At 65.1% G+C, this 16,161-nt stretch carries 13 protein-coding genes; 8 read left to right on the top strand and 5 right to left on the bottom strand.

Annotated elements, in window-relative coordinates; translation table 11 throughout:
- Positions 1-151: 151 nt before the first annotated feature.
- Positions 152-727 (top strand): TMEM165/GDT1 family protein, encoded by a 576-nt coding sequence (locus ACE3P0_RS03730; protein ID WP_374399925.1) that lies wholly within the window; start codon positions 152-154, stop codon positions 725-727.
- Positions 728-775: 48 nt separating this feature from the next.
- Positions 776-994 carry a KTSC domain-containing protein gene (locus tag ACE3P0_RS03725; RefSeq protein WP_374399899.1) on the top strand — a complete coding sequence of 73 codons (219 nt, stop codon included), beginning with the start codon at positions 776-778 and terminating at the stop codon, positions 992-994.
- Positions 995-997: 3 nt separating this feature from the next.
- On the opposite strand, the gene ACE3P0_RS03720 is transcribed toward ACE3P0_RS03725, so the two are convergent.
- The 3 genes from ACE3P0_RS03720 to ACE3P0_RS03710 all read right to left on the bottom strand — a co-directional run bounded on the left by ACE3P0_RS03720 (position 998) and on the right by ACE3P0_RS03710 (position 4,696).
- On the bottom strand, positions 998-1,816 hold the full coding sequence (locus ACE3P0_RS03720; protein WP_374399897.1) for a zinc-dependent peptidase: 819 nt from the start codon (positions 1,814-1,816) through the stop codon (positions 998-1,000).
- 151 nt (positions 1,817-1,967) lie between these two features.
- Positions 1,968-2,432, bottom strand: coding sequence for a DUF1854 domain-containing protein (locus tag ACE3P0_RS03715; protein WP_374399895.1), 465 nt, complete (start codon positions 2,430-2,432; stop codon positions 1,968-1,970).
- 5 nt (positions 2,433-2,437) lie between these two features.
- Positions 2,438-4,696 carry an ABC transporter ATP-binding protein gene (locus ACE3P0_RS03710; RefSeq protein WP_374399893.1) on the bottom strand — a complete coding sequence of 753 codons (2,259 nt, stop codon included), beginning with the start codon at positions 4,694-4,696 and terminating at the stop codon, positions 2,438-2,440.
- Between the two features lie 315 nt (positions 4,697-5,011).
- On the opposite strand from ACE3P0_RS03710, the gene cphA (ACE3P0_RS03705) reads away from it, so the two are divergent.
- The 5 genes from cphA (ACE3P0_RS03705) to ACE3P0_RS03685 all read left to right on the top strand — a co-directional run bounded on the left by cphA (ACE3P0_RS03705) (position 5,012) and on the right by ACE3P0_RS03685 (position 12,653).
- Complete coding sequence (gene cphA / locus ACE3P0_RS03705; RefSeq protein WP_374399891.1) at positions 5,012-7,198, top strand: cyanophycin synthetase; 2,187 nt, start codon at positions 5,012-5,014, stop codon at positions 7,196-7,198.
- A gap of 46 nt (positions 7,199-7,244) precedes the next feature.
- Positions 7,245-9,815, top strand: coding sequence for a cyanophycin synthetase (gene cphA / locus ACE3P0_RS03700; RefSeq protein WP_374399889.1), 2,571 nt, complete (start codon positions 7,245-7,247; stop codon positions 9,813-9,815).
- A 67-nt stretch (positions 9,816-9,882) separates the two neighbouring features.
- Entirely contained in the window at positions 9,883-11,667 is a 1,785-nt protein-coding gene (gene mutL, locus ACE3P0_RS03695; protein WP_374399923.1) for a DNA mismatch repair endonuclease MutL, read from the top strand.
- A gap of 129 nt (positions 11,668-11,796) precedes the next feature.
- Positions 11,797-12,255, top strand: a complete 459-nt coding sequence (locus tag ACE3P0_RS03690; RefSeq protein ID WP_374399887.1) for a hypothetical protein — start codon at positions 11,797-11,799, stop codon at positions 12,253-12,255.
- A gap of 137 nt (positions 12,256-12,392) precedes the next feature.
- Positions 12,393-12,653: a hypothetical protein gene (locus ACE3P0_RS03685; protein ID WP_374399885.1), complete on the top strand. Its 261-nt coding sequence runs from the start codon at positions 12,393-12,395 to the stop codon at positions 12,651-12,653.
- Between the two features lie 12 nt (positions 12,654-12,665).
- Here ACE3P0_RS03685 and ACE3P0_RS03680 read toward each other — a convergent pair whose 3' ends face one another.
- Positions 12,666-13,595, bottom strand: a complete 930-nt coding sequence (locus tag ACE3P0_RS03680; RefSeq protein WP_374399883.1) for a TraB/GumN family protein — start codon at positions 13,593-13,595, stop codon at positions 12,666-12,668.
- 2 nt (positions 13,596-13,597) lie between these two features.
- On the opposite strand from ACE3P0_RS03680, the gene miaA reads away from it, so the two are divergent.
- Complete coding sequence (gene miaA, locus ACE3P0_RS03675) at positions 13,598-14,557, top strand: tRNA (adenosine(37)-N6)-dimethylallyltransferase MiaA (RefSeq protein ID WP_374399881.1); 960 nt, start codon at positions 13,598-13,600, stop codon at positions 14,555-14,557.
- A gap of 14 nt (positions 14,558-14,571) precedes the next feature.
- Here the strand turns inward: miaA and ACE3P0_RS03670 are convergent, their stop codons facing one another.
- Entirely contained in the window at positions 14,572-16,143 is a 1,572-nt protein-coding gene (locus ACE3P0_RS03670) for a BCCT family transporter (RefSeq protein WP_374399879.1), read from the bottom strand.
- Positions 16,144-16,161: the final 18 nt, after the last annotated feature.

The raw sequence follows: 16,161 nt of genomic DNA, 5'->3' as shown, positions 1-16,161 counted from the left end.
GCTGCATGCCTCCCCGACGGGAGGCATGCAGCGCCGAGCCATTTTTGCTCGCCTGACTGTTCGGGCGCGGCGCCTGCGGCGCGCCACCACGACGCTGCCGGACTGGCCGGGGCGCGCGTGGTCATTGGATCCGCCGGCCAGGGAGTTCAAATTGGAAGCCTTCCTCATCTCGACTGGCGTCGTTGCCCTCGCCGAAATCGGCGACAAGACGCAACTGCTCGCCTTCATCCTCGCCGCAAAATTCCGCCGCCCGCTGCCGATCGTGCTCGGCATCCTCGTCGCAACGCTGGCCAACCATGCCGGTGCCGGTGCGCTCGGTGCGTGGATCACCTCGCTTATCAGCCCCGGTACGATGCGCTGGGCGCTGGGCATCTCCTTCATCGCGATGGCAGCCTGGATCCTGGTGCCGGATGAATTCGACGAAGACGATGCCAAGCTCGCGCGCTACGGTGTATTCACGAGCACGCTGATCGCCTTCTTCCTCGCTGAAATGGGTGACAAGACGCAGATTGCGACGGTCGCGCTGGCGGCGCAGTACAAGTCCGTCGTGATGGTCGTGGCGGGTACCACGCTGGGCATGATGCTGGCGAACGTGCCAGCCGTGATCCTCGGCGACCGCATTGCCAACCGCATTCCGGTGCGTGTCGTGCACGGCGTGGCCGCAGCGATCTTCGCGGCGCTCGGTATCGCAACCCTGCTTGGCGCCGGCGAGCGCTTCGGTTTCTGAGTCGTGACCCTCGGGGCGCTGCGGCGCCCCGCATATCGGAGATAAGGCATGGCCATCGAACGCAAACCGATCCGCCGCGGCGGCATCAAATCGGCCGGCTACGATCGCAGCGCGCGCGTGCTCGAAATCGAATTCGACAACGGCTCTGTGATCCAGCACAGCAGCGTCGGCGACGAGATCGCGCGGCGCTTCCTTGCCAGCGGCTCGCCAGCGAGCTACTACCGCGACAACATCCAGGACGAATTCACGCAGCGCCGCGTCAAGTAACGCTCACCAGTTGAGCGGATCAACGCGGTAGTAGCGCGCGAGTTGCTCGTAGAGCGCCGGGTATTCCTGCAACAAGGCCGCCGGCTGTTCAAAGAACACCTCGGTCGCCACGGCAAAGAACTCGCCGGGATTCGTCGCCGCGTAGGGACGCAGCACGCTTGGCTCACCCACGCCAAGCCGGGCCTGCAGCTGCGCATAGGCGGCATTGAAAACCGCCGACCATTCGCGGTAGCGGCGGCGTGACGGCAGGATCGGCGCGCCATTCGCCGAGCCGCTCTGCTGATCGAGCTGATGTGCGAACTCGTGCAGTACGACGTTGTGCCCATCCTCATGCTCGGCCGCCCCCTCCACGGTGTCGTGCCACGACAGCACGACCTGACCACGCGCCCAGGACTCGCCGACACGCCCTTCCCGCTTCTCGGTAACAAGGCCGCTTGCATCGACCTGCCGCGTCGGCACCTCGAATGCCGCCGGGTAAACGAGGACCTCGTGCAGTCCTGGGTAGAAATCGGTCTTGCGATTGAGCAGCAGCAGACAGGCCTGCGCGGCGATCGTGACGCGGATGACGTCGTTGATTTCCACCCCGCCGCAGCCGACGAAAGACTTCTCGTCGAGAAAGACCTGGATGTGCTGCTTCAACTGAAGCTGCAGGTCGGCCGGCAGACGCTGAAAATAGGGCACACGCCAGCGCAGGATCTCGCGCCACGCATCCGGAAAGGGCCGCGCGCGCGCCACATTGCGCCGGTGTTCAACCCGTGAAGGCTGCATCCCGATCCACACCGCGAGACCCAGCGCGAGCACCGCCAGCAACAGAAACGCCACGATCCGGCCCCGCGAATGCTCAATGAGCGATGAGGGCTATCTGGGCGCGCGACGCCCGAATTCAAGCTCCGATGCGGGTGAAGCCGTCATTCAGCCACGGCGCAGGCGCGTGAGGTCGCGCCGCGCGTTACCGCCAGCCGTGCGCCGACGCTCAGAGGAAGCGATCGAGCAGCTTGCGCGAGTGACGGTCCAGCGCCTGCGGGTCGCGGATCAGGAACTGGATGCCGTGGCTGTCGGCGATCAGCATCGTCGAGCCCGCCAGGCGCCGGATGTCTTCCTCGCCGCGCAGGATGAACTGCGTTTCACCGCGGTCGGTCTCGACCGTCCAGGTCGATGGTGTCGCGAAGGTCGACACACTGATGAGCCGGCGGATCTCCGGCACGAATTCGCGGCTTCCGAGTTCGGTTTCGACCATCTCGCGCACAGCGGGTGACAAGTCGGCGAGTCGATCCAACCAAGCCAGTTCGTGGCCATCCTGGCTCACCAGCGACAGGCCTTCATCGGGCGCCGCGATCGGGAAGGCGCGCACCGGCACCACGTTCTCGTGCCGTTCGCCTGCTGCGTCGGTCAGCACCAGTCGGCCGAAGGCGTTGCGTTCAAGTTGCCAGTCGATCATGGCGCTCATTCCTCAAGGTGCGTTTCGGCGTTGCGGGCCTGCGCCTGATAGAGCCGCCAGTAAGCGCCCTGCTTGGCCATCAGCTCGTCGTGATGACCCACTTCGACGATCTGGCCACGGTCCATCACCACCAGCCGGTCGGCCTTGCGCAGCGTTGAGAGGCGGTGCGCGATCGCGATCGTGGTGCGGCCCTGAACCAGGTTGTCCAGCGCGCGCTGGATCTCGCGTTCGGTCTCGGTATCGACCGACGCGGTCGCTTCGTCAAGGATCAGCATGCGCGGGTTGATCAGCAAGGCCCGCGCGATCGAGATGCGCTGCCGCTCGCCGCCCGAGAGCCCCTGCCCGCGCTCGCCCACCAGCGAGTCGTAGCCCTGCGGCAAACGCAGGATGAACTCGTGCGCATGCGCCGCGCGCGCTGCCGCAATGATCTCGGCACGCGTTGCATCCGGTTTGCCGTAGGCGATGTTCTCGGCGATCGTGCCAAAGAACAGGAAGGGCTCCTGCAGCACCAGACCGATGTTGCGGCGGTATTCCGCCACCGGCAGCGAACGGGTGTCCACGCCATCGACGCGAATTGCGCCTTCGCTGACATCGTAGAAGCGGCAGATCAGGTTCACCAGCGTGCTCTTGCCCGAACCGCTGTGACCCACCAGGCCGATCATCTCGCCCGGCTTGATCGTCAGCGAGAGGCCTCGGATCACCGAGCGGTTACCGTAGCGGAAGCCGATGTCGCGCATCTCGATTTCGCCGCGCACGGTTTCCAGATGTACCGGATTGCTCGGCTCCGGCACGTTGGACACATGGTCCAGCACATCGAAGATGCGCTTGGCGCCGGCTGCGGCCTTCTGCGTCACCGAGACGATGCGGCTCATCGAATCGAGCCGGCCATAGAAGCGGCCGATGTAGGCGAGGAAGGCGGTCAGCGTGCCGACCGTGATCTCGCTCTTCGATACCTGCCAGATGCCGAACGCCCACACCACCAGCAGGCCGATCTCGGTCAGCAGCGACACGGTGGGCGAGAACAGCGACCAGGTCTTGTTCAGGCGATCGTTGATCAGCAGGTTGTGGCGGTTCGCTTCGCGGAAGCGCCTGGCCTCGCGATGCTCCTGCGCAAAGGCCTTCACGACGCGGATACCGGGGATCGTGTCAGCAAGGATGTTGGTCACCTCGCCCCACACCCGGTCGATCTTCTCGAAGCCGGTACGCAGGCGGTCACGCACCAGGTGGATCATCCAGCCGATGAAAGGCAAGGGCAGCAGCGTGACCAGAGCGAGCGCCGGGTTGATGCTGAACAGGATCACCGCCGTCATCGTGATCATCAGCACGTCGGTGATGAAGTCCAGCGCATGCAGCGACAGGAACACGCTGATGCGATCGGATTCCGAACCGATGCGCGAAATCAGGTCGCCGGTGCGCTTGCCGCCGAAGTATTCGAGGGAGAGCTGTAGCAGGTGTTCGAAGGTGGTCGTACGCAGATCAGCGCTGATGCGCTCCGAAGCCAGCGCGAGGATGTAGGTCTTCGCCCAACCCAGCGACCACGACACAAGCGCCGCAGCAAAGAGGCCACCGAGATACAGCGCAACTTTGCCCGGCTCGATGTGCTGGCCGCTCTGGAACGGGATCAGCACCTCGTCCATCAGCGGCATGTACAGATACGGCGAGACCAGCGTCGCGGCAGTCGCACCAAGCATCAGCAGGAAGCCCGCAAGCAACTGGCCCTGGTACGGACGTGCGAATCGCCACAGGCGGAACAAGGTCCAGGTGGAAGGCGGCGTGTGCAGCTCACGGGTGCAGATCGGGCACTCGTCCTCGTCGGGCGGCAAAGGCGTGCTGCAGGTCGGGCAGATGCCCTCGGTCTCGTGCTCGACCGGTTTGCCAGTCAGCAAGAGCTGCAGTTGCGCGTCGAACTGGTCGATCACACGCAGCGCTGCAACGTTCTGCCCCAGCGTGTAGCGCCAGCTCGCCAGCAGCGAAGTCGCATCGCGCAGCTCCAGCGTGCCCACGCCCGCGTGATCGTGATGCAGCAGCGCCAACCCCTCGCGCAACGGCCATGCACGCCACTCGGAATCGCCCGGCGCTCGCGCAAGCAGGCGGCGATCGGTCATCGCGACCAAGCCCGACGCGAAGCGCAGGCGCGCGTCGAGGTCAACCTCAAGTGCCGCGAGAACGTTCTCTCCCCGTTCAAGCTGCCCTGACAGCGCCTCGCGCCAGACCTCGGGAACTGCGTTGAGCGCGGTATCCGCGGCGAGTGGTTCAATCGTCATGTGGGGCAGTTCGGCAGGTGCCTGAGTAATGAATGGGCAGGATCGCCCGGGAAACCGGGCAAAACGCATGGCACGGCAATCCGGTTGACCGCAGTCTTTTCCCGGTCTTCCGAGCGTGTGCGCGGGAGATCGACGCACAATTGCGATATTCTGGCGGGTCGGGACTTTCCGCCAGACCAGATGGCAAGGAAGTATACCGCACCGGCCCGCGCGCCTTCACGCACGCGGGCATTCGGGCAGAAGCCCGGAACAAGAGGCCAAGCGACCTCGGAAAGGGTTCTGGCGGCGGCGCCGACCAGAACACACGACTGGAACATGAAGAAGAAAGACATCACATTTCTTCGCGTCACGCATCTGCGCGGCCCGAACATCTGGACCTACCGACCGGTCATTGAAGCCTGGCTGGACATCGGCGCGTTCGAGCAATCCCCCTCAAACACCCTGCCCGGTTTTGTAGAGCGCCTGGTCGCCTGGCTACCGGGGCTCGCGGTGCATCGCTGTGGCGTAGGCGAACCCGGTGGTTTCATTCAGCGGCTCAACGAAGGTACCTGGATCGGGCATGTGCTCGAGCACGTCGTGCTCGAACTGCAGAACCTCGCCGGCATGCGCACCGGGTTTGGCAAGACGCGTCAGACCGCCGAAGGCAGCGGCATCTACAAGATGGCCTTCCGCACCCGCAACGAGCAGGTCGGCCGCGCAGCGCTCGAAGCAGGCCGCGAACTGGTCATGGCCGCAGTGGAAGATCGCGGTTACGACCTGGCAGCTACCATCGAACGCCTCACCGACATGGTCGATTCGCTGTGCCTCGGCCCAAGCACCGCGTGCATCGTCGATGCCGCCACCGATCGGCGTATCCCATCGATCCGCCTGAATGAAGGCAACTTGGTTCAGCTCGGTTACGGTGCGCGTCAGCGCCGCATCTGGACGGCCGAAACCGATCGCACCTCGGCGATCGCCGAAAGCATTTCAAGCGACAAGGATCTGACCAAGAGCCTGCTCGCTTCCTGCGGCGTGCCAGTGCCGCAAGGCCGCATCGTCGGCAGCGCAGAAGATGCCTGGGAGGCCGCGGAAGATGTCGGCCTGCCGGTGGTCGTCAAACCGGTTGACGGCAACCATGGACGTGGCGTGTCGCTCGACCTGTCGCGTCGAGAAGATGTCGAAGCCGCCTACGCGCTGGCACTCGAACACGGCAGCGAAGTCATTGTCGAACGCTTTATCCGCGGTAACGAACACCGTCTGCTGGTCGTGGGCAACAAGGTGGTCGCGGTTGCACGCGGAGAAGAAGCCTGGATCACCGGAGACGGCAAATCGACAATCCTCGAATTGATCGATGCGCAACTCAACACCGATCCGCGCCGCGGCTTGACCGAAGAATTCCCGCTCAACAAGATCCTCGTCACCGACGACGCCGCCATCCAGCTCGACCTCACACGCCAGGGCTTTACGCCCGATTCCGTGCCGGCCGAAGGCAAGCGCGTGCTGATCCAGCGTAACGGCAACGTCGCCTTCGACTGCACCGACGAACTGCATCCCGAACTCGCGCAAGTGGTTGCGCTCGCGGCGCGCGTGGTCGGCCTCGACATCGCCGGCGTAGATCTCGTTGCAGAAGACATCTCGCGCCCGCTCAGCGGCCAGGATGCGGCCGTCGTCGAAGTCAATGCCGGCCCGGGCCTGTTGATGCATCTGAAGCCCGCGCAAGGCGAACCGCGTCCCGTGGGAGCGGCGATTGTCGACCACCTGTTCAGTCAGTCCGATTCGGGCCGCGTGCCGCTCGTCGGCGTCACCGGTCGCCAGGGCACGACGCAGATCGCGCGGCTGATCGCGTGGCTGGTGCGGCTCTCCGGCCGCCATGTCGGCCTTGCGTGCAGAGAGGGCCTGTTCCTCGACCGCCGCCAGGTCGACCGTCGCAACGGCGTCAACTTCGAATCCGGCCAGCGCCTGCTGATGAACCGCAATGTCGATGCCGCTGTGTTCGAACACAGCGGCGAAGCAATCCTGCGCGAGGGCCTGCCCTACGACCGTTGCACGATCGGCGTGGTAACCGATGTATCGGGCCACGAATCGCTGGGCGAGTTCTACATCGACGACGCGGACAAGCTCGTAAACGTACTCCGTACCCAGATCGACGTGATCCTGCCGGATGGTTTCGCGGTGCTGAACGCCGCTGACGCGAAGGTCGCCGAACTTGCCCCGCTGTGCGATGGCGCGGTGATCTTCTACGGCCTTTCCGAAACGCTGCCGGCCATCGTTGCACATCGTGCCGCTGGCGGCCGCGCGGTGTTCGCGCGGGACGGCCGCGTTTTCCTCGCCACCGGTGCGGAAGAGGAACGCCTGGACGAACTCGCCATGCTGCCCGCTGCAGGCGCTGGCACGCTGCAGGCCGAGAACATCCTTGCTGCGGTGGGCGCAGCCTGGGCCCTAGAAATGTCGCCCGACCTGATCGGCGCCGGCATCGAAACCTTCGAAGCCGAGCAGACTGCCGCTCGGGCACGCGCACATTGAACGACGGTCGCCCAGACGACTGCGACAGATACAGGAAGATCGCTTGATGGAAGTTTCCCGCATCCGGGCCCTGCGTGGCCCGAACCTGTGGAGCCGCCACACTTCGATCGAGGCCATCGTTGCCTGCAAAGGCGCCGAGACCGAGATCGACACCATCCCCGGCTTCGAAGCGCGCCTGCGTGCGCGCTTCCCCGACCTAGGCCAACTGCAGCCGCGCGGCCACAACACCTCGGTCGCGATGGCCCATGTGCTTGAGGCCGCTGCACTGAGCCTGCAAGCCCAAGCGGGCTGCCCGGTCACTTTCAGCCGTTGTCATGCGACGCTGGAAGCCGGCGTTTACCAGGTCGTCGTCGAATACTCGGAAGAAGCCGTCGGCCGCCTCGCGCTTGAGCTCGCCGAGACCCTGATCCAGGCCGCGATGGACGACACCCCCTTCGATCTCGCAGCAGCGCTTGCGCGCCTGCGTGAAGTCGATGAAGACGTGCGCCTTGGCCCCTCCACCGGCTCGATCGTGCAGGCCGCCGTCGCGCGTGGCATCCCGTTCCGCAGGCTGACCGAAGGCAGCCTGGTCCAGTTCGGCTGGGGTTCCAAGCAACGCCGCATCCAGGCCGCTGAAATGGACAGCACCAGCGCAATCGCCGAGTCGATCGCGCAGGACAAGGAACTGACCAAGCGCCTGCTGCTCGCGGCCGGCGTTCCAGTACCTGTAGGCCGCCCGGTCGCCGACATTGAAGACGCCTGGGTTGCCGCGCAGGAGATAGGCTTGCCTGTCGTCGTCAAGCCGCAGGACGGCAACCAGGGCAAAGGCGTCACCGTCAACATCACCAGCCGCGAGCAGTTGGAGATGGCCTACAAGGTCGCCTGCGAGTTCCGAGACGACATCATGGTCGAGCGCTACCTGCCCGGCTACGACTACCGCCTGCTGGTGGTCGGCGACAAACTCGTGGCGGCCGCGCGACGCGACCCGCCCTTCGTGATCGGCGACGGCGTACACACCGTGCGCGAGCTGGTCGACCAGGTGAACGCCGACCCGCGCCGGGGCGACGGCCACGCCACCTCGCTGACCAAGATCCGCTTCGACGAGATCGCGATTGCGCGCCTCGAGATGCAGGGCCTGACGGCCGAATCCGTGCCGCCCAAGGGCAAACGTGTGGTGCTGCGGAACAACGCCAACCTTTCCACCGGCGGCACCGCCACCGATGTGACCGACGATGTGCATCCGGAAGTCGCCGCGCGCGCGGTGGCTGCGGCACAGATGGTCGGGCTCGACATCTGCGGCGTCGATGTGGTCTGCGACAGCGTGCTCAAGCCGCTCGAAGAGCAAGGCGGCGGCATGGTGGAAGTGAATGCCGCGCCGGGTCTGCGGATGCACCTGAACCCTTCGTTCGGCAAGGGTCGTGCGGTGGGCGAAGCAATCATTTCCAGCATGTTCCCGAACGGCGAGGACGGCCGCATTCCGGTTGTCGCCGTCACCGGTACCAACGGCAAGACGACCACCGTACGCCTGATCGCGCATCTGTTCATGGCCAACGGCCAGACGGTTGGCATGACCAATACCGATGGCGTCTACATCCAGGGACGCCGCATCGACAGCGGCGACTGCTCGGGCCCGAAGAGCGCGCGCAACGTGTTGCTGAACCCGACGGTGGATGCGGCCGTGTTCGAAACCGCCCGCGGCGGCGTGCTGCGCGAGGGCCTCGCCTTCGATCGCTGCAAGGTCGCCGTGGTGACCAACATCGGCCTGGGTGACCACCTGGGTCTGAACTTCATCACCACGGTCGATGAGCTCGCCGTGCTCAAGCGCGTGATCGTGCAGAACGTAGCGCCGGACGGTACCGCGGTACTCAACGCGGCCGATCCGATCGTCGCCGCGATGGCCGAAAGCTGTACCGGAAAGATCACCTTCTTTGCTGCCGACCGCCATTTGCCGGTCATGGCAACGCATCGGGCGCAGGGCAACCGCGTGGTGTATGTCGATGGTGATGCCATCGTCGCAGCCGAAGGCATGGTCAAGCACCGCGTGCCGCTCGCCGAGATCCCGATCACCCGCAACGGCACCATCGGCTTCCAGGTCGAGAATGTCATGGCCGCCGTCGCAGCAGGTTGGTCGGCCGGGCTGGAGTGGGATGTGATCTGCAAGGGTCTCGCCACCTTCATGAACGATTCGGACAACGCACCGGGCCGCTTCAACGTCTTCGACTATCGCGGTGCAACGCTGATTGCCGACTACGGACATAACCCGGACGCGATGAGCGCGCTGGTGAACGCTGTGGAGGCGATGCCCGGCAAGCGCCGCAGCGTGGTCATCAGCGGCGCTGGCGACCGCCGTGACGAAGACATCCGCCAGCAGACCGAGATCCTCGGCAAGGCCTTCGACGATGTGCTGCTGTACCAGGACGCCTGCCAGCGCGGGCGCGCGGATGGCGAAGTGATCGGCTTGCTGCGCCAGGGCCTCGCCGGTGCGCCGCGCACCACGCATGTTGAGGAAATCACCGGTGAATTCGTGGCGATCGACAAGGCGCTCGCGCGCCTGCAACCCGGCGACTTGTGCCTGATCCTGGTCGACCAGGTCGAGGAAGCGCTCGCGCACATCGCCAAGCGAATCGCCGAAGGCTGAAGCCTGCTAGCATTGGCCCATGCCCCGCTCCGGCGGGGCTTTTCGCTTCTGGAACCGAATCCGCACGATGCCGACGATCCGCCGCCTGCCTGAACTCCTGATCAACCAGATCGCCGCTGGCGAGGTCGTCGAACGGCCCGCCTCCGTACTCAAGGAAGTGCTGGAAAACAGCCTCGATGCCGGCTCGCGCGCGATCGAGGTGCAGTTGCAGCAAGGCGGCGTGAAGCAGATCCGCATCGCAGACGATGGCTGTGGCATCGACAAGGACGAACTGGGCATTGCGCTCGAACGCCACGCCACCAGCAAGATCGCCTCGCTCGACGACCTGGAATGTGTGGCGACAATGGGCTTTCGCGGCGAAGCGCTCGCATCGATCGCGTCGGTCGCCCGCGTCACCCTCACGAGCCGCGCGCAGGGTTCCCCGCACGCATGGCGAATCCACGCCGGGGAAACATCCCCCTCACCGGCCGCGCTGAACGGTGGCACGGTCGTCGAGGTGAGCGACCTGTACTGGAACGTGCCGGCACGGCGAAAATTCCTCAAGAGTGAAGGCACCGAGTTCGGCCACTGTGACGATGCCTTCCGCCGCATCGCGCTAGCACGCCCCGAAGTCGCATTCCAGTTACAGCACAACGGACGCTTGAGCTTGCGCCTTACGCCCGGCGACATGCGCCGACGCTGCGGCGATATCCTCGGCGAAGAGTTCCTTGAACACGCGCGCGAGATCGACGTCGAGGCCGCCGGCCTGCGGCTATCCGGCTTCGCAGCGCTGCCTGCCTATGCGCGCGCCAGTCGTGATGCGCAGTACTTCTTCGTGAACGGCCGCTTCGTACGCGACAAGCTGATCCAGCACGCCCTGCGCGAGGCCTATGCAGACATCCTGCATGGCAGCAAACACCCGGCCTTCGCGCTGTTCCTTGAGCTTGATCCGGCCGGCGTGGATGTGAACGTGCATCCGGCAAAGACCGAGGTGCGCTTCCGCGAAGCGCGCGCGATCCACCAGTTCGTCTATCACGCGGTCAGCCGTGGCCTTGCGGCCACCATCGGTAGCGTCGCCGCGTCAGCCCCACGCATCGAGTATCCGGCCACGCAGACGCCGCAGCCCGAGCAAATTAGACTCGCGGTGGAAGAGCCGCGCACGCCCTACCACTTCGGCAGCGCAGCGCCGGCGCATGCGCCGTCGGCCGACTCAATGGCGGCGTTCTTCCGCCCAGCCTCGCTCAACGCGCCTGCGCCGCAAAGCCTGCCGCTCGCCGCTGCCGACAGCGAAGGCGCGCCGCTTGGCTACGCGCTGGCGCAGTTGCATGGCGTCTATGTGCTCGCGCAGAACGCGCGTGGGCTGATTCTTGTCGACATGCACGCTGCGCACGAGCGCATCCTGTACGAGAAGCTCAAGAACGTGCTCGACGGCGCCCCCAGCACGCAGCGTCTGCTGATCCCCGCCGTGTTCGGCGCAAGCGCGAAGGAAATGGCCTGCGCCGAAACGCAGCGCGACACGCTGGACCGCATCGGCTTCGAAATTGCCCCCGCAGGCCCGACCGAACTCGCCGTGCGCAGCGTGCCAAGCCTGCTTGCACGTGCAGACATCGTCGCCCTGACACGCGCACTGCTCGGCGAGCTGGTCGACTATCCGGCGTCAGACGTGGTCTCGGCACGCCGTAACGAGTTGCTCGCCACGCTCGCCTGCCACGGCGCCGTGCGCGCCAATCGCAGTCTCACGCTCCCCGAGATGAACGCACTGCTGCGCGAGATGGAAGCGACCGAACGCGCCGACCAATGCAATCACGGCCGCCCGACCTGGGTACAACTCTCGATGAGTGATCTCGACAAGCTCTTCCTACGCGGCCGCTGAACCCGCGCATATTGGCACCCGCTGACAAGCGGGGGGCCCGACGAGACAAGGCGCCATTGGTACGCCGAGCGGACAATGTTCCGAACGCCAACGCACACAATGCCGAGGCGGGCCGAACAGGAAATCATCATGTCCAAATCGAGCTTTGCGGCCGAGGTCAGCGCGACCGCCGATCGGCTGCGTCGCAGCGGATTCCGGATCGAATGCTGTTTCGAGGGCAGCAAGGTGGCATTGACGCGACATGGCCGCCGTTTCGCGTTCTCGACGACGGAATCCGACCAGATGCTGCGGCATGCGAAAACCGTCTGGTGCGTCGCCGACATCGTCAGCTTTGAATCTGCCCTGCTGCATGTGGTGGCCAGACGCGCCGCGCTGATTCAGGAGCTGGTGCTATCGGACAGCGAGCGCGTCCGACGTCAGATCAGACCCCTGCGCTCGCAGCGCACGAAGCCTCTAGGCTTGGGCGACGACAGCACACCGAGCGATATCCAATCAGCACGCTGCAGCGCAAGATGTTCGTTCGCCAATCGAATATTTCCGTTCGTCGGAAAGACGACCAAGCCTTGCCCTGCGGGCTATAAAGCCTGATGAATGTGACCGAAGTTGCTTGCTGCACCGCAATGCCGTAAGCATAATCGTCGCTCATTCATCAAAGCGCAACAGACGCACTGGCAGCATCGGCGCCTTCCCCCGCGTCGCATGCAACGAAAATGGAGACTCGCGCGATGGACAGTGTCATTCTCGCCATGCAGGTCAGTCGGGGCGCCGAAGCAGCACGCGCCGCCGGCATCAGTGTCAAGCCGCACCCGCTCAATGAGCACCTCGATGTGGAATCGCCTGATGGCGTAACGGTGCTTGGCGGCCACCTCGCCGCCGATATCGTTCGAGAAGCCCGCAAGCTGTGGGGCATTGCCGGCGTGGTCAGCTTTCAGACCGCGCTGCTCTACTGCACCGCCCTATACCTCTCACAGCGCCCGCCGGCCTGACGGCCAAACTACTCAGTCGCTGCTGCTGAGCTGGCGCACGCGGAATCCGCGCCGCGCCAGCAATGCCGGGATCGCCTCGCGCCCGGCCAGGTGACCACTGCCGATCACGACAAACGCCGGCCGCCCCTCGCGAGCGAGCTTGGCGATCGCATCGGTCATCTCGCGATTGCGGCGGTCGAACAACTCCTCGAACATCGCCCGGCTCGACGGGTCAGCCGCCTGCGCTTTGCGCAGCGCCTCGGCGAGGCCATTCGCGTCGCCGCGCCGCCAGGCGCCGACCAGTTCGTCGAGCGACGCACGCAGAGAGCCGTCGTCCGCGGCCTTGAGGCTCGCACGCAGGGAGTCGATCTGCTCGCGCTCTGACCCTGCCGCAAGCGCCTGCATCTGCCGCTCCACCGTTTCCAGTTCGACCAACGCCTTGCCGTCGTGTTGCGCGCGGTTGATGAAGTGCACGTCGATTCCATGCAGCGGTGACAGGCCGGCGCGGCTGGCCGCAGCCACTGCGACGAACACATTGGCCATGGCCGGTGACAAAGCGTCGACCGCCTCCTCCGGCATGCCCATCGAGGAGAGTTGTTTGATCAGGCGGCGCCAGTCAGCGTTGCCGAGCTGTTCGCGTAGCCCTGCGCCGCCGCCCGACATATCACCCAGCGCACCGGCAATGTCGGCCCGCGTGGCATCCACTTCCACCGCAAGCACTTCGGCGCGGCGGAAGCGGGACTCAACCGCCGCGGGTAAAGGGAAGCAATCGGCGCGGCACACGTGCACCGAACCAAACAGCCACATCGGCGCTGCGCCACCGCTGACTTCCCACAACAGCAAGGGCGCTGCCTGCGCGAAACACGACATCGAAACACACAGCGCCGCCGTCAACGCGCGCAGAAGCCCGCCGCGCCCCCTAGAATGGCGCACCCCGACCACCGCTTCGCGCAACGAGCTCATCCGTGTCTTCTCCGTCTATCCGTCCCGATGCTATCGCGCTGATCGGCCCCACCGCCAGCGGAAAAACCGCATGCGCGCTGGATCTTGCACAACATCTGCCGTGCGAGATCATCAGCATCGATTCGGCGCTGGTGTTTCGCGACATGGATATCGGCACCGCGAAGCCGACGCGTGAGGAGCTGGCGAGTTGCCCGCATCATCTGATCGACTTGATCGACCCGACCGACGCCTACTCGGCAGCGCAGTTCCGCGCCGACGCGATTCGCCTCATCGGCGATATCCGCGCACGGGGCAATGTGCCGCTGCTCGCCGGCGGCACGATGCTCTACCTGAAGGCGCTGCACGACGGGCTATCGGACCTGCCGCAGGCCGATGCGGATCTGCGTGCGGAGATCGATGCCGAAGCACGTGCGCGCGGCTGGCCAGCGCTGCATGCCGATCTTGCGCGGATCGATCCCGCAGCAGCCGCGCAACTGAAGCCCAACGACGCACAGCGGATTCAGCGCGCGCTGGAAATCGTACGTCTGACCGGCCGCTCACTTGCGGAGAACTACGCGCAGCGCGAAGACGACAGCGACACCCCGACGCTCGCAATCATCGCGCTGGAACCTTCCGACCGCAGCGTGCTGCATACGCGGATCGCGCAGCGCTTTGAACAGATGCTTGCCGCCGGATTACTCGCCGAAGTCGCTGCGCTGCGGCAGCGCTACGCGTTGACGCCCGAGATGCCCTCCATGCGGTGTGTCGGCTATCGACAAGCCTGGGAGCACCTCGACGGTGACTACGACTGGGTCGAATTGCGTGACCGCGGCATCTACGCGACGCGGCAGCTGGCGAAGCGTCAGATCACCTGGCAGCGCAAGTTCGCCGCCACATGGCCGGAAGTCACCCGCATCGATAGTCTGCGCAACGACCTCGTCAAGACAGTTCGGGACGAGGCGCTGCGCGCGCTTTCGGCCTGAGTGCCCTCACAGACTCATCCCGATTTTTGCTCCGAGAGCCGGATCTCGGTTGGCGCGTCAAACAGCGCGCTGTCATCGATATCACGCAACCAACGCTGCACACGCCGCTCGCGTAGCGCCTCCGCGTCGGCGTCTTCCGACAGCGCTCGCCAGGTCGAAGCACACAAACCCAACAGCACCAGCGTGAATGGCAGCGCCGACACGATCGACATCGTCTGCAACCCCTTGAGGCCACCGCCAATCAGGAGCACCGACGCGATCAGAGAGATCAGGATGCCCCACACCACCTTGGTCACCGCTGACGGATTAAGCGAGCCCTTCGACGACAGCATGCCGAGCACGAAGGTCGCCGAATCCGCGGAGGTCACGAAGAACACACCTACCACGCCGATCGCCAGCACCGACAACAACTGCCCCATCGGCAGCGATGCGAGCAGCAGGAACAGCGCGTTATCGACGTTTGCGCTGGCGGCCGCAGCGATCGGCACACCGCCGAACATCTCGAGTTGCAGCGCACTGCCGCCGAAGATCGAGAACCACAGGAAGCTGACCAGCGAGGGCACCAGCATCACGCCGACCATGAATTCCTTGATCGTGCGGCCGCGCGAAATACGCGCGATGAACATGCCGACGAACGGCGCCCAGGTGATCCACCAGGCCCAGTAGAACACTGTCCAGTCGGCCGTCCACGAGCCTTGCGTGAAGGGCGTCAAGCGCATCGATTGCTGGATCAGGCCGCCGAGGTAAGCGCCAACGGTCGTCGTGAAGGCATCCATCACGAAGAGCGTGGGCCCCATCACCAGCACTGCGATCGCCAGCAACGCGGCCAGCACCATGTTGGTGTTGGAGAGCCACTTGATGCCGCGCGTCAGGCCAGTCGCCGACGAAAGCAGGAACAGCAAGGTTGCGATACCGATCACCGACAGCGTCAGCGCGGTGGATTTCTGCAGGCCGAAGACTTCACTCAGGCCACCCGAGATCTGCATCGCACCAAAGCCGAGCGAGGTGGCAACACCGAATACCGTGACGACGATGGCGAGGATGTCGATCGAGCGGCCGATCCAGCCGTCGGTGCGCGCGCCCAGCAGGGGGCGGAAGGCCGCACTGAGCAGGCCCGGTGCACCACGGTTGAACTTGAAATACGCCAGCGCAAGGCCGACCACCGCATACAGCGCCCAGGGGTGCAGGCCCCAGTGGAAGAACGAGGCGCGTAAGGCAAAGCGGGCAGCTTCGGGTGTAGCGGCCTGGATATAGCTGGGCGGGGCAAGGTAGTGCGACAGCGGTTCAGCGACGCCCCAGAAGACGAGGCCGATACCCATACCCGCAGAGAAGAGCATCGCGAACCACGAGCCGCGGCTGAAGTCCGGTCGCGCGTCATCGCCGCCGAGGCGTATCCGACCGAAACGGCCGAAGGCGACCACCAGCGCGAAAACGACGATGCCGAAGACTACCAGCAGGTAGTACCAGCCGAAATTATGGATCGTTGCTGCGAGCCACGCCGAGGTGGTGCCGGCAAGGCCGGCGGGCGACATCAGCCCCCAGCCGACGAAGGCGGAGACGATCAGCAGCGATAATCGGAAAACCATTGCAGCTCCTGGGCGGTG

This window comes from Niveibacterium sp., from assembly GCF_041909475.1.
Lineage (GTDB): Bacteria > Pseudomonadota > Gammaproteobacteria > Burkholderiales > Rhodocyclaceae > Niveibacterium.
Note: the sequence above shows the minus strand (reverse complement) of the source record. Positions and strands in the feature narration are given on the sequence as shown.

Coding starts and splice junctions, on each gene's coding strand:
- ACE3P0_RS03725 (WP_374399899.1), top strand. CDS start 776: ATGGCCATCGAACGCAAACCGATCCGCCGCGGCGGCATCAAATCGGCC.
- ACE3P0_RS03715 (WP_374399895.1), bottom strand. CDS start 2,432: ATGATCGACTGGCAACTTGAACGCAACGCCTTCGGCCGACTGGTGCTG.
- ACE3P0_RS03710 (WP_374399893.1), bottom strand. CDS start 4,696: ATGACGATTGAACCACTCGCCGCGGATACCGCGCTCAACGCAGTTCCC.
- cphA (WP_374399891.1), top strand. CDS start 5,012: ATGAAGAAGAAAGACATCACATTTCTTCGCGTCACGCATCTGCGCGGC.
- cphA (WP_374399889.1), top strand. CDS start 7,245: ATGGAAGTTTCCCGCATCCGGGCCCTGCGTGGCCCGAACCTGTGGAGC.
- mutL (WP_374399923.1), top strand. CDS start 9,883: ATGCCGACGATCCGCCGCCTGCCTGAACTCCTGATCAACCAGATCGCC.
- ACE3P0_RS03690 (WP_374399887.1), top strand. CDS start 11,797: ATGTCCAAATCGAGCTTTGCGGCCGAGGTCAGCGCGACCGCCGATCGG.
- ACE3P0_RS03685 (WP_374399885.1), top strand. CDS start 12,393: ATGGACAGTGTCATTCTCGCCATGCAGGTCAGTCGGGGCGCCGAAGCA.
- ACE3P0_RS03680 (WP_374399883.1), bottom strand. CDS start 13,595: ATGAGCTCGTTGCGCGAAGCGGTGGTCGGGGTGCGCCATTCTAGGGGG.
- ACE3P0_RS03670 (WP_374399879.1), bottom strand. CDS start 16,143: ATGGTTTTCCGATTATCGCTGCTGATCGTCTCCGCCTTCGTCGGCTGG.